Origin of the sequence: Mycobacterium sp. 23 (assembly GCF_048287075.1) — a bacterium.
Taxonomy (GTDB): domain Bacteria; phylum Actinomycetota; class Actinomycetes; order Mycobacteriales; family Mycobacteriaceae; genus Mycobacterium; species Mycobacterium gordonae_B.
The window spans coordinates 510146-530635 of record NZ_JBLVUX010000005.1 but is presented as its reverse complement, the minus strand read 5'-3'; the positions used below and the strand labels follow the sequence as shown (position 1 = coordinate 530635).

General features: G+C 66.9%; 16 protein-coding genes. 10 read left to right on the top strand and 6 right to left on the bottom strand.

The window, feature by feature from the left end:
* The first annotated feature begins 97 nt into the window (after positions 1-97).
* Both ACNQS7_RS03895 and ACNQS7_RS03890 read left to right on the top strand, forming a co-directional pair.
* Positions 98-1315: an FAD-dependent oxidoreductase gene (locus ACNQS7_RS03895; protein WP_418011509.1), complete on the top strand. Its 1218-nt coding sequence runs from the start codon at positions 98-100 to the stop codon at positions 1313-1315.
* Positions 1316-1324: 9 nt separating this feature from the next.
* Positions 1325-2323 carry a Gfo/Idh/MocA family protein gene (locus ACNQS7_RS03890; protein WP_418011508.1) on the top strand — a complete coding sequence of 333 codons (999 nt, stop codon included), beginning with the start codon at positions 1325-1327 and terminating at the stop codon, positions 2321-2323.
* 3 nt (positions 2324-2326) lie between these two features.
* Here the strand turns inward: ACNQS7_RS03890 and ACNQS7_RS03885 are convergent, their stop codons facing one another.
* Positions 2327-3145 (bottom strand): sugar phosphate isomerase/epimerase family protein, encoded by an 819-nt coding sequence (locus ACNQS7_RS03885; RefSeq protein WP_418011507.1) that lies wholly within the window; start codon positions 3143-3145, stop codon positions 2327-2329.
* Positions 3146-3280: 135 nt separating this feature from the next.
* Here ACNQS7_RS03885 and ACNQS7_RS03880 point away from each other — a divergent pair, with 135 nt between their 5' ends.
* The 4 genes from ACNQS7_RS03880 (at position 3281) to ACNQS7_RS03865 (ending at position 6497) form a co-directional block, all read left to right on the top strand.
* Positions 3281-3532 (top strand): hypothetical protein, encoded by a 252-nt coding sequence (locus ACNQS7_RS03880; RefSeq protein WP_418011506.1) that lies wholly within the window; start codon positions 3281-3283, stop codon positions 3530-3532.
* An 86-nt stretch (positions 3533-3618) separates the two neighbouring features.
* Positions 3619-4779 (top strand): iron-containing alcohol dehydrogenase, encoded by a 1161-nt coding sequence (locus ACNQS7_RS03875; RefSeq protein WP_418011505.1) that lies wholly within the window; start codon positions 3619-3621, stop codon positions 4777-4779.
* 74 nt (positions 4780-4853) lie between these two features.
* On the top strand, positions 4854-5513 hold the full coding sequence (locus ACNQS7_RS03870) for a TetR/AcrR family transcriptional regulator (protein ID WP_418011504.1): 660 nt from the start codon (positions 4854-4856) through the stop codon (positions 5511-5513).
* 12 nt (positions 5514-5525) lie between these two features.
* Positions 5526-6497 (top strand): enoyl-CoA hydratase/isomerase family protein, encoded by a 972-nt coding sequence (locus ACNQS7_RS03865; RefSeq protein ID WP_418011503.1) that lies wholly within the window; start codon positions 5526-5528, stop codon positions 6495-6497.
* Positions 6498-6608: 111 nt separating this feature from the next.
* Here the strand turns inward: ACNQS7_RS03865 and ACNQS7_RS03860 are convergent, their stop codons facing one another.
* From ACNQS7_RS03860 to ACNQS7_RS03850, 3 genes are all read right to left on the bottom strand, one after another.
* Positions 6609-7709 carry a glycosyltransferase gene (locus tag ACNQS7_RS03860; protein ID WP_418011502.1) on the bottom strand — a complete coding sequence of 367 codons (1101 nt, stop codon included), beginning with the start codon at positions 7707-7709 and terminating at the stop codon, positions 6609-6611.
* A 79-nt stretch (positions 7710-7788) separates the two neighbouring features.
* On the bottom strand, positions 7789-8496 hold the full coding sequence (locus ACNQS7_RS03855; protein WP_418015869.1) for a DUF4344 domain-containing metallopeptidase: 708 nt from the start codon (positions 8494-8496) through the stop codon (positions 7789-7791).
* 247 nt (positions 8497-8743) lie between these two features.
* Positions 8744-9814 (bottom strand): hypothetical protein, encoded by a 1071-nt coding sequence (locus ACNQS7_RS03850; RefSeq protein WP_418011501.1) that lies wholly within the window; start codon positions 9812-9814, stop codon positions 8744-8746.
* A gap of 224 nt (positions 9815-10038) precedes the next feature.
* Between ACNQS7_RS03850 and ACNQS7_RS03845 the strand changes: the two genes are divergently transcribed.
* The gene (locus tag ACNQS7_RS03845) at positions 10039-12870 is read left to right on the top strand and encodes an RND family transporter (RefSeq protein WP_418011500.1); all 2832 of its coding nucleotides are present in this window, start codon (positions 10039-10041) and stop codon (positions 12868-12870) included.
* Positions 12867-13742, top strand: a complete 876-nt coding sequence (locus ACNQS7_RS03840; RefSeq protein ID WP_418011499.1) for an SDR family NAD(P)-dependent oxidoreductase — start codon at positions 12867-12869, stop codon at positions 13740-13742. Before ACNQS7_RS03845 ends, ACNQS7_RS03840 begins: the two co-directional genes overlap by 4 nt.
* Here ACNQS7_RS03840 and ACNQS7_RS03835 read toward each other — a convergent pair whose 3' ends face one another.
* Together ACNQS7_RS03835 and ACNQS7_RS03830 are read right to left on the bottom strand one after the other, a co-directional pair.
* Positions 13743-14669: an antibiotic biosynthesis monooxygenase gene (locus ACNQS7_RS03835; RefSeq protein ID WP_418011498.1), complete on the bottom strand. Its 927-nt coding sequence runs from the start codon at positions 14667-14669 to the stop codon at positions 13743-13745.
* 9 nt (positions 14670-14678) lie between these two features.
* Positions 14679-17411 carry an AAA family ATPase gene (locus ACNQS7_RS03830; RefSeq protein ID WP_418011497.1) on the bottom strand — a complete coding sequence of 911 codons (2733 nt, stop codon included), beginning with the start codon at positions 17409-17411 and terminating at the stop codon, positions 14679-14681.
* Between the two features lie 102 nt (positions 17412-17513).
* On the opposite strand from ACNQS7_RS03830, the gene ACNQS7_RS03825 reads away from it, so the two are divergent.
* Together ACNQS7_RS03825 and ACNQS7_RS03820 are read left to right on the top strand one after the other, a co-directional pair.
* Positions 17514-19046 carry an FAD-dependent monooxygenase gene (locus tag ACNQS7_RS03825; RefSeq protein WP_418011496.1) on the top strand — a complete coding sequence of 511 codons (1533 nt, stop codon included), beginning with the start codon at positions 17514-17516 and terminating at the stop codon, positions 19044-19046.
* A gap of 33 nt (positions 19047-19079) precedes the next feature.
* Positions 19080-20483, top strand: a complete 1404-nt coding sequence (locus ACNQS7_RS03820; RefSeq protein WP_418011495.1) for a WS/DGAT/MGAT family O-acyltransferase — start codon at positions 19080-19082, stop codon at positions 20481-20483.
* Positions 20484-20490: the final 7 nt, after the last annotated feature.

The window sequence follows — 20490 nt, the reverse complement described above, 5'->3', positions numbered from 1 at the left end:
ATGGTCAACGCGGTCAATGAACCAATCACCGCCGGCGTCCCGATCTGTCGGCGCTGGTCGCCTGATCGCGGACGCGGGACCCTATGCTTGACCGCAAATGGCGGACAAGACAACGTGCGCGATCATCGGGGGCGGCCCGGCCGGCATGGTTCTCGGGCTGTTACTGGCCCGCGCCGGGGTAGAGGTCACCCTGCTGGAAAAGCACGGTGACTTCCTGCGCGATTTCCGCGGCGACACCGTGCACTGCTCCACCATGCGATTACTCGACGAGCTGGGTCTGTGGGAGCGCTTCTCCCGGTTGCCCTTCAACGAGGTACGCAAAGCGGCATTCGAATCGAATGGGCACTCGGTTACCTACATCGATTTCGAGCGACTCAATCAACCGCATCCTTTCATCGCAATGGTGCCCCAGTGGGATCTGCTCAACCTCCTGGCCGAAGCCGCTACTGCCGAGCCAACTTTCACCCTGCGGATGAACATTGAGGTCACCGGCCTGCTCACCGAGGACGGCCGGGTCACCGGGGTTCACTACCAAGACGCCGACGGCCCGGGGGAACTGCGCGCCGAGCTCACCGTCGCCTGCGACGGCCGATGGTCGATCGCCCGCCAGGCCGCCGGCCTGCGCACCCGCGACTATCCGGTGAAGTTCGACGTCTGGTGGTTCAAGTTGCCGAACGACGACGATGCGGAGTTCTCCTTCGCGCCCCGCACCGGTCCGGGCAAGGCGCTGGCCGTGATCCCGCGCAAAGGGTATTTCCAGATCGCCTACATCGGCATGAAAGGAACCGACGCGCAGTTGCGCGCTCAGGGCATCGAGGCATTCCGGCGTGACATCGCCGCACTGGTACCCGAAGCCGCCGGGTCGGTAACCGCGCTGGATTCCATGGACGACGTCAAGCACCTCGACGTCAAGGTGAACCGCTTGCGTCGGTGGCACTCCGACGGCCTGCTCTGCATCGGTGACGCCGCACACGCCATGTCGCCGTTGGGCGGCGTCGGCATCAACTTGGCGGTTCAGGACGCCGTCGCAGCGGCGACCATATTGGCAGAACCCCTGCGACGCCACCACGTTACCGGCCGTGATTTGGCAGCAGTGCGCCGTCGGCGCGTATTTCCCACCGCGGTAACGCAATTCGTCCAACGTGTACTGCACCGGGGGCTGCTCGGTCCGCTGCTGCGGGGACGGGACCCCGCCCCGCCGGCAGCCCTGCTGCGGATGCTCGAGCGGATGCCGTGGCTTTCGCTGGTGCCTGCGTACTTCATCGGAGTCGGTGTGTTGCCCGAGCACGCGCCCGAGTTCGCCCGCCGCGGTTAACGTCACGCGATGTCGGATCAACGGGCACCGCTGCGCATCGGCATCCTGGGGGCGGCCCGCATCGCACCGTCGGCACTCATCAACCCCGCCAAGCAGACTGACGCGATCGTGGTCGCCGCGGTCGCGGCCCGCGATGTGTCCCGCGGACAGGCGTTCGCGGTTGACCACGGCATCGCCCGCGTGCACAACAGCTACCAGGATCTGGTCGCCGACCCGGAGATCGACGCCGTCTACAACCCATTGCCCAACAGCCTGCACGGCCGGTGGACGCGCGCCGCACTGGACGCGGGCAAGCACGTGCTATGCGAGAAACCGTTCACCGCAAATGCCGCGGAAGCACGCGAAATCGCCGATCTGGCAGCGCACTCGGATCGCGTCGTGATGGAGGCCTTTCACTACCGCTACCATCCGCTGGCGTTGCGCGTCGAGCAGATAATCGCCTCGGGCGAACTCGGCCGGCTGCAACACGTCGAGGCCGCGATGTGCTTCCCACTGCCGAAGTTCGCCGATATCCGCTACGACTACGCGCTGGCCGGTGGGGCGACGATGGACGCCGGCTGCTACGCCGTGCACATGGTGCGCACCTTCGGTGGTGCCACCCCGGAGGTGGTTTCGGCGCGCGCCAAACTGCGCGATCCCCGGATAGACCGGGCCATGACGGCCGAGTTGCGCTTCCCCGGTGGGCACACGGGACGGATTCGCACTTCGATGTGGTCGACGGACCTGTTGCGGATGAGCGTGACGATCATCGGCAGCGAAGGACGGCTGCGGGTGCTCAATCCTGTTGTGCCACAGATATTTCACCGGATGTCCGTCAGATCGGCCAACGGCCGCAGGGTGGAGCGTTTCGGCCGCCGCGCCTCCTATGCGTACCAACTCGACGCGTTCCTGGCCGCGGTAGTGCACGGGGAACCGGTCAAGACAGCCCCGCAGGACGCCGTCGAGAACATGACCGTGATCGACGGGATCTACCGCGCCGCGGGCCTGCCGCTGCGTCAGCCGAGCTGATATTCAGCCGGCGGCCTCCGACATCACCCGCCGCGCCGCATCCACACACGTTCGCAGGCGGTCGACGGGGCTGACACCGGCCAGCGCCAGCGATCGTTGCGGCACCTCGAGTTCGAAAACCAGGTCGGTCGGTAGCGCACGGATGATGTCGCGCAGCGGTAACTCGCCGTCGCCGGGGGCCAATCGCTCGTACATAGCCTCCTCCATGTATTCAGAGCTACGGGGCCGGCGAGTGCTGTCGTTGAGTTGGACGTAGCCGATGTTTTTGGGATCGATGGCCGCCAGGTCGGCCGGGGTGGACCCGGACCGGGATACATGCATGGTGTCGATCAACAGCCGAAAGTCGGGCCGCCCCACGTGCCGCACCGCGGCCAGCGCGGTGGGCACGTCGGAGACAGCTAGGCCAGGCACCGGCTCCACCACCGTGGTGATGCCGCGCTGCGCGGCCAGCTCAGCCAGCACCGCGAACTCATCGAAAGTGCGGCTCAGGTCGGCGTCGAGGCTGACCACATTGAGCCGCGGAATCCCGAGGTCGCCCATCACGTCGAGATCGTCGGCACACCTGCGTACGTCACCGCCGGGGACCACCAGAAAGCCGTCACCGAGTGTGATGGAGACGCCGTGGTGACCCAGCGCCGCATCGAGATCGGTGCGGAGCGCAGCATCGTTCGGCAAGGAGAATGGCGGATAACCAAGCGGCACGAGCGGGCGTCCCCGGAGAAACATGGAGATGAAACGGCACTTGAGAGCCGCCGCGACCTCGACGAACTCCACTGGCGGCAGCCCGAACACACTGAGGTAGCCGATGCCGAGATGTTCCATGACGTGTCGCACGTTACAAGCCGCGACGATTGATTCCCGGGGAGATCGGGTATTTATCCAAAAGCTGAAATTCCTCAGTCCGTTGTTCAGGGACCGAAGTGGTGCCGTCCGGGCTGAGAAGAGGAGGCGAACATAATGCAGTTCAAGAAAATGATCGGAACGACACTGATGGCCGGCGCTTTGGGGGCAGGCGCGCTCGGGATGGGCGCAGGCCCGGCGCTGGCGAAGCCCGGCCCCCACATTCCGGGTCCCCCGGTACCGCCCGTACCCCGGATCGACGACTCGATCGGCTGGAATCCGGCACCCGGGCAGATCAAGCAGTACTGCCCGTGGCAGTCGCCGCCGGGTCACTGGATCGGCGGTCCGCACGGTATCCCGTGCACCTGATGCGCTGACCGGGGACGCCCTGATCGCTGGCCGTAGTGTTTCAGCTACGGCCGCGAGGGGTGGCCCCGAGCGCAGGGAAGTGGTCCATGCCGACATCTGCCGCATTTCCCCGGCACATTCGAATCGGTGGCGGTGCGCTCGGAGAGCTCGGCGCGATGCTCGACGCGTTGCATTTGCACCGCCCACTGGTGGTCACTGACCCTTACCTGAGTTCCTGCGGAGCCTCGCATCGGGTGATGAGCTTGCTCAGCGCGGCAGGAAAAGCTCCGGCATTGTTCGACCGCACGGTCGCCGATCCCACCACGGCCTCGCTGGACCAGGGTGTCGCGGCGGTCCGCGAACACCGGGCCGACTGCCTCATCGGGTTCGGCGGCGGCAGCCCGATGGACACGGCAAAGGCATTGGGAGTCCTGGCTTTACAGCCGGGTCCCATGCGCAGATACAAGGCGCCGAACAGCTACGCCGGGCCGGCGTTGCCGATCATCGCAATCCCGACTACGGCTGGAAGTGGTTCGGAGGCAACGCAGTTCACGGTAATCAGTGATTCTGAGACGAACGAGAAGATGCTGTGCCCAGGGCTGTCGTTCCTGCCGATAGCCGCGATCGTCGATTTCGAGCTAACGATGACGATGCCCCCTCGGCTCACCGCGGATACCGGCGTCGATGCCCTGACGCACGCCGTCGAGGCGTACGTCAGCCGAAAAGCCAACCCCATCAGCGACGGTCTGGCACTCTCGGCGATCCGGCAGATCGCGACGCACCTGAGGCGCGCATATCTCGACGGCTCTGATGTCCCGGCACGGGCCGCGATGATGGCGGCCGCCACCCAGGCTGGAATGGCGTTCTCGAATTCCAGTGTCGCGCTGGTGCACGGGATGAGCCGGCCGATCGGGGCACACTTTCATGTCGCGCACGGACTATCCAACGCCATGCTGTTCCCGGCGGTCACCGCGTTCTCCGTGAGCGGTGCGCCCGGCCGCTACGCCGACTGTGCCCGGGCCTACGGGGTCGCCGATGCGACGACGAGCGACCGGGCCGCCGCCGGGGCACTCGTCGACGCCCTCACCGCGTTGTGCGCGGACCTCGAGGTCCCCACCCCGCGGTCGTACGGTATCGACAGTGCCGCTTGGCAATCGCTCATTCCGTTGATGGCCGAGCAGGCCGTCGCATCCGGTTCGCCGGCCAACAATCCCGTGATTCCCGAGCCGGCGCAGATCGAGGCGCTTTACGCGCAGGTGTACGGCTGATCGTCACTTCACGCGGCTAGCCGACACTACAAATATAGAGTAATGTCTGCGCCCAGACCCGAGAGGCGTTGCCGATGGACAGACGACGAAAGCCCAACCCCGCTGAACGCCGTCGTGACCTGTGCGATGCGGCAATCCAATTGCTGGCCGACGACGGGGCCAAGGGGTTGAGCCATCTCAAGGTGGACCGGAAGTCCGGTGTGCCCGACGGGACCACCTCCTTCTATTTCCGGACCCGATCGGCACTGCTGCTGGCCGTGGCCGAACGGTTGGCCGAGCTGGACCTGGCAAACCTCCAATCGGTCGCCGACAACGAAAGTCCGGCCGGGACGGGCAAAGGCCGCCGGTCGCCCTCGTTGTTGTCCCAAGTGGTGATCCAATCCGGTTGTGAGCCTGAGCTTTCCCGAACGCGGGCCAGGTACGAGCTGACGATGCAGGCCGCCCGGGACCCGGCGCTGGCCGCCACCCTGGCGCACGGTACGCAGGCGTTCACCAAGCTGCACCGCGAAATCCTGGTCCAGTTGATGCCGCACGGTGCGGAGCTCGAGTCCGCGGTGGTCGAGGACCTCAGCAATATCACCCTGACGTTCATCAACGGCCTGCTGTTGCGGTTCGCCCACGGTGACCGAATCGTCGACAGCGCCGAACAACTCGACAAGATCCTGGCCGCCATTGCCGGCGGAATCTTGAAGAGCCCCAACAAGGGACACCTGACCGGCAACTCCGGCCAGTAGAGAGAGGGTCACATGCCTGAACACGACTACGAGGAAATGAAAAAAGAAGCCGAGCCCTACATCAAATTCGAAAAGGACGTCAAGAACCGGATCGCCTACATCACCTTCGACCGGCCCGACGCGCAGAATTCCACGACTCTGGGGATGCGGCAGAACTATGCCGATCTGATCCATAAGTGCAATGTCGACGACGATGTGAAGGTGGTGGTGATCCGGGGCGAGGGCGAGGATTTCGGCAGCGGTGGAGACCTGCCCGAACAGCGCGGAATGCTGGAGAACCCGGGAATGCCATTGCTGCACGAGCTGGCGATCAATGACGACGATGTCAAGTATCCGCCGGGCGGCTCCTACCGCTACCTGTCCACCGTCACCGACTTCTATGCCAAAGCACCCGCCGGAAACCGTCCGCTGCAGGAACTTCGGAAGATCAGCATCGTCGAGGCCAAGGGTTATTGCTACGGCTGGCACTTCTATCAAGCCGGTGACGCCGACCTGGTGATCTCGTCGGACGACGCCCTGTTCGGGCACCCGGCGTTCCGCTACGTCGGTTGGGGACCACGCTTATGGTGGTGGGCCGAGACCATGGGCCTGCGGAAGTTCTCCGAAATGCTGTTCACCGGGCGGCCTTTCACCGCCAAAGAGATGAACGATTGTGGCTTCATCAACAGTGTGGTGCCGCGCGACAAGCTCGAAGAGGAGACGGCGAAGTACGCACTGGCCTGTGCGCGGTGCCGGCCGACCGATACGGTGGCGGTGCAGAAGACCTTTCTGGAGCTCTACAAGCAGCACAAGGGCGAGTACTTCGGCAGTCTGCTCACCGGGATGGTGGAGGGGATGCTGCCGCTCATCGCCAACGACCAGGACAACGACGTCGACCTCACCGAAGGAACGTTCGGCAAGGGGCTCAACAACGTCGTCAAGGACAACGACCTCAACTTCCCGCCGGAGTGGCGCCTGAGCCGTTCGGGACGCCAGAAACCTTGACCGTCGATCGTGAAAATCCCGACGCCCCACCGGCGTGTCGCGTCGCGAAATTCACACTCGGCGAAGTGAGTAGCGAGACTCAACGGAGCCGCGACAAGCGAGGCAGGACGGCTACCTGAACGTCGTGAGCATCCCGGCGGCCGATCGCTGCCAGGTGAACATCTCGGCCCGGTGCCGTGCACAGACGCGACGGTCGCGCTCCGGTCGGCCGACAAGGTCACGGACGGCGTTCGCGAAGGCTACCGGATGGTTGTCGGCCAGCGCACCGCTGTCCGCGGTGATGATCTCGGACAGGGCCGAGGTCCTTGACACCACCGCCGGAGTGCCGCACGCCAGCGATTCCAGAGCGGCCAGCCCGAATGTCTCGTGCGGACCGGGCGCGAGCGCCACATCCGCGGTCGCCAGCAGGGCCGCGACCGCTTGCCGATCGGCCACGAATCCGGTGAATTCGATTGGCAGACGGCCCGCCTGGCGCTGCAGCCGCGCCCGCAGCGGACCTTCCCCCACAACGACCAGCCGGGCGTCGACGCCGTCGTCGCACAGTGCCGCAAGGGCATCGATGCTGCGATCGGCGCGCTTCTCCACCGACAGGCGCCCGCAATGCACCAGCAGGATCTGATTCGGCGTGGCGAAGCGGCGCCGAAGCTGCACGCTGTGCCGGCGCGGATGAAAGGTCCGCAGGTCCACACCGAGTGGCACCGTGACGGTGTTGGTTGCGCCGATACGGTCGAACTCTTCGCGGGCGAAGTCGGTGGTGCACACGACGGTGTCGTAGTCGGCAGCGGTGCGCCGGTTGGCGACATCGGCGAATCGCTGCGCGGCCCGTCGCGGAAGTAGTTGCCCCGCAAGGCGATCCAGGCGCTCGTGGGAGATCATCACGGTGGTGGCACCGTGCTCGCGACCCCACCGGCCCAGCGAGCGCAGGGTGAGCCGGTCGGAGACCTCCAGCGCGTCCGGGTTCAGCGCGGCCAGCAGCGCCCGCACCGGCGCGGGCATGATCGCCCGGTACCCACCGGTGAACGGCAGCAGCCTGGCCGGCACCGTGATTCGCACGACACCGCTGTCCAGCCGGCTGCGTTCGGCGCGCGGACCCGGGACCACCAGGAAGACCTCGTGCCCGGTGGCGCAGTATTCGGCGCCCAACCGGTCAACCGCCGTACGCAGCCCTCCGGACCGGGGCCCATAGAAATTGGCGACCTGAACCACCCGCATACGGTGAGAGAAGCGGTCGGGAATGTGCGGTCAACGAGCGCGGGCCCACGACCGCCTGAATAGTTCGTGAACCTCGGGGTCAGCTGGGTTTCCTCAGGTGTGGCCCCAGCATCTGCTGCCATGCCCTGGACATGTTCTGAAACTCTTCCTCGCAGTTGCCGGCACGGTCTTCGGGCAGGTCGCCGGAGGTGACGATGACGGCGTTGGCGGCGGTATCGGACCCGTAGACCCAGCACTCCCAGTTGTACATCCGGGTGATGTCCATCGAGTGCCCGTCCCAGAACGGGAGTTCGTTGGCGTCACCGGCCTCTTTGGCGCTCAGCTTCCAGTCCTGGGCGGTGTCCATGGCGATCCGGACGCCATTCGGATAGGGCTTCCCATCTGCCCCGGGGGCCAACAGCTCGAATGCGGACAGCTGGTCGGCAACGTCCTCCTCCCGTCCGGTGAACGCGAGGTCGTAGATGTTGAGTGTCGCGTGACCGAGTTCGTGGTAGAACCCGGAAATCGTCGCATCGACCGCGGCTTGCGTCGGGTTGGGATTTCCGGCATTGGCGAACCGCTGCTGGCTCTGCTGAATGTCCTCGTAGCACAGCTGGATTTCGTTGGCGTTGGGATCCCAGTAGTCGTTGGCCTCGCCGCACTGTTTGCCCACGGCCCCGACATCGTGCGGCAGATTCAGCGTGTCGTTGACGTGCGCCGAGACATTCTCCAAAACCTTTGCGTCCGACATCAATTGGCGGCCGGCCTGAGCCTCCGGGGTGGTCGCGTCCTCGTAGCGGAAGATCATCTTTCCCGCTGGCTCGGGCTCGTTCGTCGTCGGGTCGGTGCGCGAGGTCGGCGGGATCCGCTCCGCGGCGCGCGGATGGGCGTCGGAGTGTCCTTTCGATCCGCCACACCCAGTCGCCACCAGCACCGCGGCACACGCCGCGATACCCATCAGTCGCCTGCTCATCCTTGGAGCCCCCTTCGATGGAACCAACCGATGGTCTGCCCAGGACCTGAGAGAACGGTACGACAAGAAGTCAGCTGCCGGGCTACGGGTTGGAGAGCAGCAGCATGACCCGTCCACCGGGAGGCGGTGCGGGGAACGCACCGAGGTCAAAGCCGTAGTACGTGCGCTGGGTGGTGGTGATGTCGTCGATCACTCTTCCGGTGGCCTTGAGAGTGCCGTCCGTGACGTCGGCCATCACACCTTTGAAGTCGGCGACCGACAGCGACTCGGCCAGCAGCAGCGCCTCGCCGCCGGAGCGCAACGTCACCAGAACTCCTGCGCCGGCGTAGTTGTTTCCGCCTCGGCCAGTGCCCCGCGGTGCCCAGTAGGCCGGCCGCGACGCCACCGCCCCCTCCACCCGTCGATATACGCCGGCGGTATCGGCGACGTCGACCAGGGGCAGGGACGCGATGGTGCGCTGTTCTTTCAGCCACATGACACCCAGCGGTATACAGACGATCGAGTACATCAACACCACCAGCACGAGCACTGGTTTCCACGCGATCTCCCAACCCAGGCGTCGCGGCGAAATCGGCAGTCCACGCAACTGCTCGTCGAGTCGGCGGCGACCCAACCTCAGGACATACCAGGACACGACGCGCGCCACTGCCATCCCGGTAAGTAGGACCATGCCGACTATGCCGCAGGCCCGGAAGTAGAAGGTGCTGTCGCCCTGGTTGCGGGTGGCGGCGAACATCACCGCCGGGATCGGCGCCGTCAACAGCAGCAACAGCGCGTACGACGGGTGGCTGGTGAGATAGGGGTAAGTCACGGTCCAGGACCGGTTCGCACCGTAAACGGTCACCGGCCCGACGTCGGCGTGCACCACTGGCGTCCACGATCCCTCGACCACACGCGGACGCACCAGGGATCGCACGAACAGAAACCCGAAGATCAGCGAGACCACCAAAGCTCCCCAGAACACGCCATCGAGCCGCTCATTGGTGCCGGGCACGCCGAATGCGCCACGGATGTCGATCAGTTTCCCGATGAAGAACGTCAATGGCATGACGAAAAACAGCTCGAGCAGCCACACTTGAATGAGCTGCGGGATGCGGGAGCCGATACGGTCGAAGGCCAGCACGCGACGCCAGATGAACCGCAGAACGCCCATGACGGGCGACCATATCCGGTGAGGAATGCAGGTGGGCACGGTTTGACCATCAAGGTCGCGACGAGCGCGGCACGCCGCAAAATCGCTGTCGGTCCGTGGACCGGGATGGTTGAATAGGCCGACTCGGTCGGGGGTTACATCGCGTTGTCAATCGAGAAGGTGATACGCCAGGTGAAGAGGTCGCTGCGTCATACCTGCCGGTTGGCTCAGCTGAGGCTTACGCGTTGATCCCTCGGCTCATCTACCGTTTCGCGCTTCTGATCGTCGGCGTCTGGGCGTTCGCCGCCGTCGCCGGGAACAGTCTGGCGCCGCCACTCGAGCGGGTCGTCGCAGACCTGGACCAGCCATTCCTGCCAGTCGGCACCGCGACTTCGCTGGCGGTGCAGCGCTCGGCGGCCGCCTTCGCGCAAACGCCGACCGACAACATCGGTTACCTGGTGCTCGCACGCGACGGCCGGCTCACCGAACAGGACCGGACCTACTACGACCAACTCATCACGGCCTTGCGTGCTGACACCAAACATGTGTACGAGGTGACGGACTGGTGGCGGATGCCGGCGGCCGCGGACACGGCGGTCAGCCGGGACGGCCATGTGGTGACCGCCACCCTGACCCTTGACGGGGTGACGGGATCGACTGAAGCCGTCGACTCGATCACCCAGGCACGCACCATCGTGGCGGGGCTGCATGCTCCGGACGGTCTGCACGTCTACATCACCGGGGCCGGCGCGACCATCATGGATGAGTTCGATGCGATCGACCGGCAGACTCAGGTCATCACCGCGGTGACACTGGGAGTGCTGCTGATCTTCCTGGTCATCATGTACCGGTCGCTGATCACTGCCCTGGTGCCGCTGGTATCGGTCCTGTCGGGGTTGACCGTCGCCAAGCCGATCATCTCCGACCTCGCCTCCCGCATGGTGATCAGTGTGTCGTTGTTCTCGCTGTCCATCGCCGTTGCGGTGGCGGTCGGAGCGGGTACCGGCTTTGCGATCTTCCTGCTCGGCCGCTACCACGAACAGCGCAGGAACGGCTTCGCACCCGCCGAGGCGCTGGCGGACGCATACCGCAACGTCGCGCCGGCGATCATCGGCTCGGTTCTGATCGTGGTCGCACCGCTCGGCGCGGTCGGGTGGCTGAGTCTGGCGCGGATCAGCATGTTCGCCACGACGGGAATCCTGTGCGCGATCGGTGTGCTCGCGGTCGGGCTCGCCAGCCTGACACTGACGCCGGCCCTGATCGCGCTCGCCAGTCGTGCCGGCCTGGTGAAGCCGCCGCAGCGCGAGCGCCTGCGCCGGGGCTGGCGCCGCATCGGCACCCGCGTCGCGCGCTGGCCGGCGCCGATCCTGGTGGCCAGCAGCGTCTTCGTGCTCATCATGCTGCTCGCTCTGCCTGGCGTGCCGATCGGTTGGGACGAAACCGCGTCCACCTCACCCGATACCGAGGCCAACCGCGGTTACCGCGTCGTCAACCAGCATTTCGACGCCAATCACGTGCAACCCGATGTCGTCACGATCGAGGCCGACGAGGACCTGCGCAACCCGGACGCGCTGGCCGTCATCGGTCGGGTCACCGGCGCGATCATGGGGATCTCCGGGGTGCGCATGGTGCAGTCGGCGAGCCACCCCGGGGGGATGGTCTCCAAGCAGGCCTCCCTGTCTGCCACCGGCGGCAACGTCGGTGACCGGCTCGACCAGTTCTCCGACCGGCTCGCCGCCAAGGACGCGACGTTCACCGACCTCGAAGCCGCTCTGCGTGAGCTGGGTTCGGGACTTGATCTGATCCAGGCCGGAGCGCAAGCAGGCAGCTACGCCATTGGTGGCGTCAGTCTGGCGGTACGCCTGACGCAGCAGGCCACGGACAAGATCCGGGCTCGTTCGGCAGACGTCAACGAGATCTTCGATCCGCTGCGCAAGTTTGTCGGAGCGATCAGGGACTGCCGGAGCACCCAGGTCTGTTCCGCAGCCCAGGAGGCGGTCGATTGGGCCAACGCGGTCGTCGGCGGTTGCAGCAAACTGGGTGAAGCGGCCGACCAGCTGGCGAAAGCGGCAGTGGACGCGGCCTCGGCACCGGGTGTGCCCCTGCCTGCGGTGGTGGCCAGCGTGAGCACCGAGATGGCGCAGGTCCGCGGGCTGGCGGCGCAGGTCAGAGAATCGCTGGCCAATGCCCGTCCGGTGCCGGCCCAGGAACTTCCCGACTATCTGCACCAGTTGGCCGCCGCTTCCCAGGGCAGCCCCGGCGGAAGTCTCTACGCGTCGCGCCGCATCCTGGCCGATCCGGGTATGCGGCCCACGCTGGACCAGTTTTTTTCCGCCAACGGGCACGCCACCCGGGTATTCGTGTATGGCCAGGGTTTCGAGTGGGGTGACGAGGGCGCGGCCCGGGCCCGTTCGATCGAAGCTGCGGTGACCGACACGCTCAGAGGCAGTTCCCTGAAAGTCACGGCTGTCGATCTCACCGGTGTCGGACCGGCCACTCGTGACCTGCAGGACATCGTGGGTGGTGACCTGGCCTTGATGGTGGTCATCACGCTCGGCGTCATCCTCGTCATCGCCGCGCTGCTGCTGCGAAGCCCGATCGCGGGTTTCGTCGTGCTCGCGACGATTCTCGCGTCCTATGTCTGCGCACTCGGTGCCAGTGTGCTGCTGTTTCACCGGCTCCTGCACCACGACCTGCACTGGTCGGTGCCACCCATCGCGTTCGTATCGATGGTCGGCATAGCGTCCGGCGGCAACCTGCTGTTCGCGCTGCGCATCCGGGAGGAACTGTCTCCGGGGCTGCGCACCAGCATCATCCGGGCCTCCGCCGCGACCGGAATGGTCGTCACCGCCGGTGGCGTCGTGGTCGGCCTGGCGATGCTCGCGCTGGGCATCAGCAGCGTGCTGAGCGTGGCGCAGATCGGGGTCACCGTCGGGATCGGGCTGGTGCTCAACGCGCTGGTGGTACGTGCCTTTGTGCTGCCGGCGACGATGGTGGTGCTCGACCGCTGGCTGTGGTGGCCGCGGCGCTCGGAGGCCGATGACGAGGAACTCGAACCGGCGACCGCGACCAGATGAGCACACCTGACCTGCTTGCCGGGCGCGGTGCGGTCGTCGTCGGCGGCACCCGCGGGATCGGGCGCGCGGTCAGTGAACTGTTCTGCACGATGGGCGCGTGCGTCGTGGTCAACGGCCGTGACGCCGACGCGGTCCGGCAGAGTGTCGAATCACTGACGGCCTCGGGCGGCGACGCGGTTGGGGTGGCGGGCGCGGCGGACGACGCAAACGTCGCCGCGGGGCTGATCGAGGCGTGCACACAGTCTTTCGGACGGTTGGACATTCTGGTCAACTGCGCCGGAATCGCCGAGCCGGCAGGCTCTTCGATCCTGCACATCACAGCGGGGGAGTTCGACACCCTGATCGGCGCGCACCTCGGGACGGTGTTCCACACCTGTCGGGTCGCGGCGCCGATCATGGCCGCCCAGGGTCACGGCACCATCATCAACACCGGATCGGTGGCGTTCCTCGGCGACTATGGCGGCACTGGCTATCCCGCGGGTAAAGCCGCCGTCAACGGCTTGACGATGGCCATCGCGGCCGAACTGAAAAGCGTTGGGGTCCGCGCCAATGTGGTGTGTCCCGGGGCCAAGACCCGGTTGTCCACCGGTCCCGGGTACGAGGAGCACATCGGCGACCTTCATCGCCGCGGATTGCTTGACGAGATGACCATGCGCGCGTCCCTGGACGCCGCCCCACCCGCATTCGTGGCCCCGCTCTACGCGTACCTCGCCAGTGATCTGGCTCGCGAGGTCACCGGCCAGATCTTGGTTGGCGCAGGTGGTTTCGTGGGCCGCTTCGAGCGGCCGACGCCTGCCTTGCTCGGTTATCGCGATCACCACGACAGCGACCCGTGGTCCGTTGCCGAACTGCACGCCATGATCGCCCGCTGATCACCCGACCCGGCCGAACACCAGCAGCAACAGCGCGTAACCGGCCAGCACCACCGCCGAGCCGGCCAGGCTGGTGCGTGTCGATGCGCCGTCGATCGGGTCGAGCCAGCGGCGGAAGGGCCGCGACGCCGCCGGGACGAGGACCCATTGCAGCAGAGCGACACTGATCACGTTGCCGATGAAAATTGCTGCCGCCGAGCCTATTCCGACTCGACTCAACGCGGGGGACAGCGACTTGGAGAGCAGGATCACGGTCGGGTACAGGCACAGCACGACGAGCATCGCGGACTTCCACCCCGGGGTGATCCTGGTTTGGCCGTCGGCAACGCGGACCGTCGAACCGAACGGCGCGCTGCGTGGCAGTTCGGCGAAATCGTGCGTCAACTCTTCTCGCAGGCGGGGCAGCGCTTCCTGGCGCTCCGCGGACCGAATCCAGTCGGCCAGTCGCGCGGCGGTGCGGAAACGCAGCACTGACATCCACTGCCCGCTGCGATCTGCCGGAAACAGCGCCGTCCCTTCGTATCCGGGAAAGGTAGCGGTAACAAGCGCGAGATCACGTTGTGCACCAACGAATTCCGCGCCCTTTCCGGGAGCCACGGGGTGCAGGAACACGCCCACGTTGCCGGGTGGCAGGTCGCCCGCGGTCAGGATGGTATCCGAGGCGCAACGTCCGAATCCCTGCGCCGCCCCGCCGGCGAGGACCGCTCGTCGCTGCGCGCTGTCGAGCCAGGTGTCGAGGGTCTCGGCATCGTCGAAGGACACCTCCACGGCCCAATCCAGCTGTTCGCCGGCGGGAACCGATTGGCGCGCAGCGGCATATCCGGGTGCCTGCCGGGCCACCGCGAGGTACTCCTCGAGCCAGCCGCCGAACCGATCCGGATCCCGGGGTGGATGGAAGATCGAGATCGCGGCAGCGCCAACAGTCATGCCAGTTGTCTACCATCCGTGGCTCGACGCCATACGAATCAGTTCGGCTCGTGACGAGAGCCCGAGCTTCATGAAGATTTTGCGTAGGTGATAGTCGACGGTGCGCGGGCTCAGGAACATCAGCGCCGCAATCGACCGGTTGGTCTCACCAACGCTGACGAAACGCGCAATCTGCAACTCCTGCGGCGTCAGCTGATCGACGGCACCGGCTTCCCGCTTCCTGGTGGTTTCGCCGGTGGCCAGCAATTCGGCACGGGCTTGTTCGGCCCACGACGCGGCACCCAGCCGTTGGAAGGTCTCGTGCGCGGATCGCAGGTACTTACGCGCCTGGGCGCGCCGGCGGCGGCGCCGCAGGCTCTCGCCGTACCGCAGTTGGGTTCGGGCCGTGTCGAAGGGGCGGTCGCCGCCGGCATGCAGGCTCAGCGCCTCCTCGAAGTACCTGTCCTGCTCACCGTCGTCGGCGAGCAGGCCGCGGCACCGGGCCACCAGGGCCTGCGCCCACGGCGCGCCGGTGTCGCGCGCCCACGTTTCCAACGCGAGCAGGCGCGCGGCCGCGGCTTCGTTGCGCTGAATGCGCACCGAGGCTTCGACGAAATCCGGGGTGGCCATCAACATCACCATCTGGTTGCCCTCGCCGGGTGCCGCGCCGGCCAGCGACTCAAGCCGGTCGCAGGCATTTTCGGAACGGCCGGCCCCGAGATCGCACACGGCTAACGCCCAGGACGCAATGGCCGCGTGCGGCCCCAGCCGAAACGAAATCGCCTGGGCGAGAGCGGCTTCCGCGTGCTCGCGGCAATCCTGGGCGCGCCCCTGGATACCCGCGAGCAGCGCCAGCACAGCGTGCAGGTGGGCTGCGGGATTGTGCTGGCCGGTCTCTTCAGCCAGCCGCAGCCCCTCGGTCGCATCGGCCAGTGCCGTCGGGTAGCGGCCGGTCAGCGTCTCCACCATGGCCAGTGGGCCGAGCAGTAGCGGCATTGTCGCGACGTCGGCAGCCACTCGTGTTCTGGCCACGGCCGTGCAGAACAGATCGATGGCACGGGAATCTTCGCCCAGGAACATCGCCCCCGCCGCCGCGCCCATCAAGACCCGCGGTTGCCGGCTTGCGGTGGCCAGTTCCACGGCCGCGCGCAATTTGGCCGCCGTAGCCGTGGTGTCACCGCGCAACAGTCCGGAGAGGCCGGTGATCACATGCGCGGCAACGAATTCCGGGCGGTCTCCGGCCGGCAGCGCGGCGAGCCGGTCGGCGACCGCAGTCAACCGTGCCAGGTCGCCGCCGGCCCACGCCAGCTGCCCCGCCTCGCCGAGCATCACGGCGGCCCGCCCCGGTTCGGTTGCGGCGATGAGCTCCGAGGCCCCGACGAGGATCGCGTACGCGGCCGACGGAGTGCCGCAGTGCGCTTCGATCGATCCGCGCAGGTGCGCGATACGGGCCCGCAGCGCTGCCGCGCCGCTGAGCGGCAGGGCCCGGTCGAGGAACCCCTGGGCCCGTTGGGATTGTCCGGCCGACCACGCGGCCGCAGCCGCATCGGCCAGCCTGGCCGCGCGCAGTTCTGCGGCGGCGGTCAGCGAAGCGGCGCGCTCGAACGCGGCGGCAGCCGCATCGTGGCCGCCGCGCGCCGCAGCGCGTAACGCGGCTGCGTGCAGTGAGTCGGCCGCGCCGGCGTCGTGCCCGGCCGCGGCGTTGGCGAGGTGCCACGCCTTGCGATCGGCATCGGCATCGGAGTCGAGGCAGGACGCCAGGGCGAGCTCAACCTGCCGGCGCCGCTGCGATGTCGCGCCCTGATAGACCGCCGAGCGCGCCAGTGGGTGCACGAACGAGACGAACGCCGATTCCACTTTCACCCATCCGGCGCGCTCTGCGGCATCGAGCGCCTCCGGTTCGGCGCCCAGGGTCTGCGCCGCGCGTAACACCACGTCGAGTTGCCCGGTGTCGTGCGCGGCCACCACGAGCAGCATCGCCCGGGCTTGCGGGGGCAACCGGCCGACGCGGTCCAGGTACAGACGCTCCAGATCGGTGCCGACCGGCAACTGGGCCGGCAGGGCGGATCGGCCCGCAAGCTGCTCCGCGGACAACAACCGCCCCAATTCGGCGATTGCCAGCGGGTTGCCCAGGGTGTCGGCAACCAACCGGTCCCGCACCGTCGCGACGATCGGCGTGCCGGTGCGTTCGGTCACCATGCGCGCGGCGGCATCCGCACTGAGCCCGGTCAGCCTCAGCTCGGGCAGTCCCCGTGCGTCAAAGGGCCGTTCGTCCCGCGCGGCGAAAAGGACGGCTATGCCCTCGGCCTGTATCCGCCTGGCGGCGAATGTCAGAGCGTCGGCCGACGGTCCGTCCAGCCATTGCGCGTCGTCGACCAGGCACACCAGCGGAACCGTTTCCGCCGCTTCGGCCAGCAGGCTCAGCGCCGCAAGGGAGATCAGAAACCGGTCATCGGCGGATGCCGGACCCAGTCCGAAAGCACCGAGCAGTGCTGCACGCTGCCGGTCTGGGATGGCATCACACCGATGCAGAACGGGCCGCAGCAGGGTGTGGAGGCCGGCGAAGGGCAGCTGCGATTCGGTCGGAACGCCCGTGGTTCGCAGGACCTGCATGTCGCCGGCCTGCGCCGCCGCGTAGTCGAGCAGCGCCGACTTGCCGATACCGGCTTCGCCGTGCAGCACCAACACACCGCTGTGCTTGGACCGCGCGGCCCCCAGCAGGCCGTCCACCTGCGCGCATTCCCGCTCACGGCCGTGCAGCACAGCACGATCGTAGGACCCGCACCGGTGGCCGAACTGGTGACTTCACTGATTCGGCGCCTCCTGGGAGACGCGACGCTGAAGGGACGCGGAAAAGGAGCTGAGATGACCACTTTCGAGACGGATATCGATGTCGCCGTGATCGGCGCCGGTCCCACCGGGCTGATGTTGGCGGGGGAGCTGGCGATGCGCGGGGTTCGCGTGCAGGTAGTGGAACGTCGCGCCGAGGAGCCGAACATCACGCGGGCGTTCGCCGTGCACGCGCGGACGCTGGAATTGCTCGACGCCCGTGGCCTGATCGACGAAATCCTGACGCGCGGCTTTCGCGTCGGCGAGGTAGCTCCGATTCCGGGAGCCACGGTGTCGCTGGCCGACGAACTGCAGACTCGCTACCCGTTCATCCTGATGGTCCCGCAGAGCGGGACCGAGCGGGTGCTGGCTGCCCACGCGCAGCGCCTCGGGGTGCCGATCCTGCGTGGCGCCGAACTGGCCGACCTGGCCCAGGACGGCGACGGCGTCACCCTCACCCTGGCCGGTGGCGACACCCTGCGTGCGCGTCACGTGGTCGGGTGCGACGGAGCCCATAGTGCGGTGCGCCGGCTGCTGGGCGTGGATTTCGTCGGCAAGCAGTACCAGACACACATCATGCTGGCCGACGTGCGGCTGACCAGACCCCCTGCCGAGGCGATGTTCGCCAGGACGAATGCCGAGGGGGTGGTGTTGGTCCTGCCGTTCGGCGACGGCTGGTATCGCGCCATCGCCTGGGACCGTCGACGTGAACACGAACCGTTGAGCGAGCCGGTGACCGCGGCACAGATCCGGGATGCCATCGGCCGGATCGCCGGGGAGGATTTCGGTTTGAGCGAGATGCGTTGGAGTTCGAGGTTTCTCAGCGAACGCCGACAGGCGCGTCACTACCGGGTGGGTCGGGTGTTCCTGGCGGGGGACGCCGCCCACGTCCATTCCCCCATCGGCGGGCAGGGCATGAACACCGGCATCGGCGACGCGATGAACCTGGGCTGGAAGCTGGCCTTCTCTGTCGGCGGGGTGCTGGACGGTCGGGCGCGTGAGTCCCTGCTCGACAGTTACGCATTCGAGCGGCACCCCGTCGGCGCCGAGGTGCTGGCGATGACCGACATGCTCAACCAGCTCGTGCTCGGGCGCTCCGCTTTACGCCGAGTGTTGCAACGCTTTGCGATTCGCACCATCCTGCGCTTCCCGCGAAGCCGTCGTGTGGCGGCGCGGCGGCTCAGCGGCATCGGCATCGCCTATGCCCGCCCTTCCCGAGCCGGCAGTCCCCTGGTGGGGCACCGGATGCCGGACATCGACTGCGACGGCGGCCGGCTCTACGAAGTGCTGCGCAGCGGCCGTTTCGTCCTGCTCACCCGCGGCGGTGTCACGGTCGACTGGCCCGGCGTCGACCGGGTGCAACATAGCGACGAGACGCAACCGGCCGTGGTACTGGTTCGGCCGGACGGATATGTCGCGTGGGCATCCCGCCGGGTGCCCACACCCGCCGAAATCACCGAAACTCTCACCCGGTGGTGCGGCGAGAAAAAGGCTGGTTTAAGCGGAGAGCAACCGGGGTACGCGGTGCGGAACCTCGGTGCTCGGGAGGAGTCCAGGGGTTCTTACTGATAAATGTGCACGTGACTAGTCGGGTGGGCGGCTATGGAACGACTAAGCGGTCTTGATGCTTTCTTTCTCTACATGGAGACACCGGCGCAGCCGTTGAACGTGTGCTGCGTGCTGGAACTCGATACCTCGACGATGCCGGGCGGCTATTCGTACGCCCGGCTTCGTGCGGCGCTGGCCAAGCACGTGTGCGCGGTGCCGGAATTTCGGATGAAACTTGCTGACACGCAATTCAATCCGGACCACCCGGTGTGGGTGGACGACGACGGCTTCGCGCTACGGCGCCACCTGCACCGGGTGGCGGTGCCGGCCCCCGGAGGCCGCCGCGAGCTGTCCGAGATCTGTGGACACATCGCCGGTCTGCCGCTGGACCGGGACCGCCCGCTGTGGGAGATGTGGGTGGTCGAGGGCGGTGCCCGCGAGAACGGGCTGACGGTGGTGCTCAAGGTGCACCATGCCGTCGTCGACGGCGTGGCCGGGGCGAACCTGTTGGCGCAGCTGTGCAGCCTGGTGCCGGACGCCCCGGAGCCAGAACCCATTGCGGGTGCCGGACGTGCCAGCGCATTGCAGATCGCCGCGAGTGGACTGCTGAACGTCGCCAAGCGGCCGTTGCGGTTGGCAACAGTGGTACCGGCAACCGTGATCACCCTCGCTCAGACGGTGCTGCGGGCGCGCGAAGGCCGCACCATGGCCGCACCGTTCACGGCGCCGCCCACTCCGTTCAACGGGGCGCTGACACACCACCGCAATGTCGCCTTCACCCAGCTCGACATGCGCGACGTCAAGAGGGTCAAGGACCGGTTCGGGGTGACCGTCAACGACGTCGTGGTGGCGTTGTGCGCCGGGGTGATGCGGCGGTTCCTGCTCGAGCACGACGCACTGCCCGATGTTCCGTTGGTCGCCACCGTCCCGGTCTCGGTGCGCGACAAGTCGCAGCGGCCCGGTCGCAACCAGACCACGTGGATGTTCTGCCGGATGCAGACCCAGCTCGCCGATCCCGCGGAGCGCATCCGCGCCATCGCCGCGGGCAACAGAGCGGCGAAAGAACACACCGCGGCGATGGGACCCTCCTTGCTGCACGACTGGACCGAGTTCGGCGGGCAGACGATGTTCGGCGCGGCGATGCGGATCCTGCCCCGAATCCCGTTGACTACCAGCCCCGTCTACAACATGATCCTGTCGAATGTGCCCGGTCCGCAGGACCAGCTGTACTTCCTGGGCTGCGGCATCGAATCGATGTATCCGCTGGGGCCGCTCCTCGGTGGTGCGGGACTCAACGTCACCGTCATGTCCCTCAATGGAGCACTGGGTATCGGCATCATCTCGTGTCCGGATCTGGTCGCGGACCTGTGGGGGATGGCCGACGCATTTCCCGATGCGCTCAAGGAGTTGCTGGTCTGCCGCGATTCGTCGACCGCGGGAAGCCCGCCGGAGGACTGATCGGCCT

Bases quoted from the DNA above. Each gene is read 5' to 3' on its own strand.
- ACNQS7_RS03895 (WP_418011509.1), top strand. From the start codon at position 98: ATGGCGGACAAGACAACGTGCGCGATCATCGGGGGCGGCCCGGCCGGC.
- ACNQS7_RS03890 (WP_418011508.1), top strand. From the start codon at position 1,325: ATGTCGGATCAACGGGCACCGCTGCGCATCGGCATCCTGGGGGCGGCC.
- ACNQS7_RS03885 (WP_418011507.1), bottom strand. From the start codon at position 3,145: ATGGAACATCTCGGCATCGGCTACCTCAGTGTGTTCGGGCTGCCGCCA.
- ACNQS7_RS03880 (WP_418011506.1), top strand. From the start codon at position 3,281: ATGCAGTTCAAGAAAATGATCGGAACGACACTGATGGCCGGCGCTTTG.
- ACNQS7_RS03875 (WP_418011505.1), top strand. From the start codon at position 3,619: ATGCCGACATCTGCCGCATTTCCCCGGCACATTCGAATCGGTGGCGGT.
- ACNQS7_RS03870 (WP_418011504.1), top strand. From the start codon at position 4,854: ATGGACAGACGACGAAAGCCCAACCCCGCTGAACGCCGTCGTGACCTG.
- ACNQS7_RS03865 (WP_418011503.1), top strand. From the start codon at position 5,526: ATGCCTGAACACGACTACGAGGAAATGAAAAAAGAAGCCGAGCCCTAC.
- ACNQS7_RS03860 (WP_418011502.1), bottom strand. From the start codon at position 7,709: ATGCGGGTGGTTCAGGTCGCCAATTTCTATGGGCCCCGGTCCGGAGGG.
- ACNQS7_RS03855 (WP_418015869.1), bottom strand. From the start codon at position 8,496: ATGATCTTCCGCTACGAGGACGCGACCACCCCGGAGGCTCAGGCCGGC.
- ACNQS7_RS03850 (WP_418011501.1), bottom strand. From the start codon at position 9,814: ATGGGCGTTCTGCGGTTCATCTGGCGTCGCGTGCTGGCCTTCGACCGT.
- ACNQS7_RS03840 (WP_418011499.1), top strand. From the start codon at position 12,867: ATGAGCACACCTGACCTGCTTGCCGGGCGCGGTGCGGTCGTCGTCGGC.
- ACNQS7_RS03835 (WP_418011498.1), bottom strand. From the start codon at position 14,669: ATGACTGTTGGCGCTGCCGCGATCTCGATCTTCCATCCACCCCGGGAT.
- ACNQS7_RS03825 (WP_418011496.1), top strand. From the start codon at position 17,514: ATGACCACTTTCGAGACGGATATCGATGTCGCCGTGATCGGCGCCGGT.
- ACNQS7_RS03820 (WP_418011495.1), top strand. From the start codon at position 19,080: ATGGAACGACTAAGCGGTCTTGATGCTTTCTTTCTCTACATGGAGACA.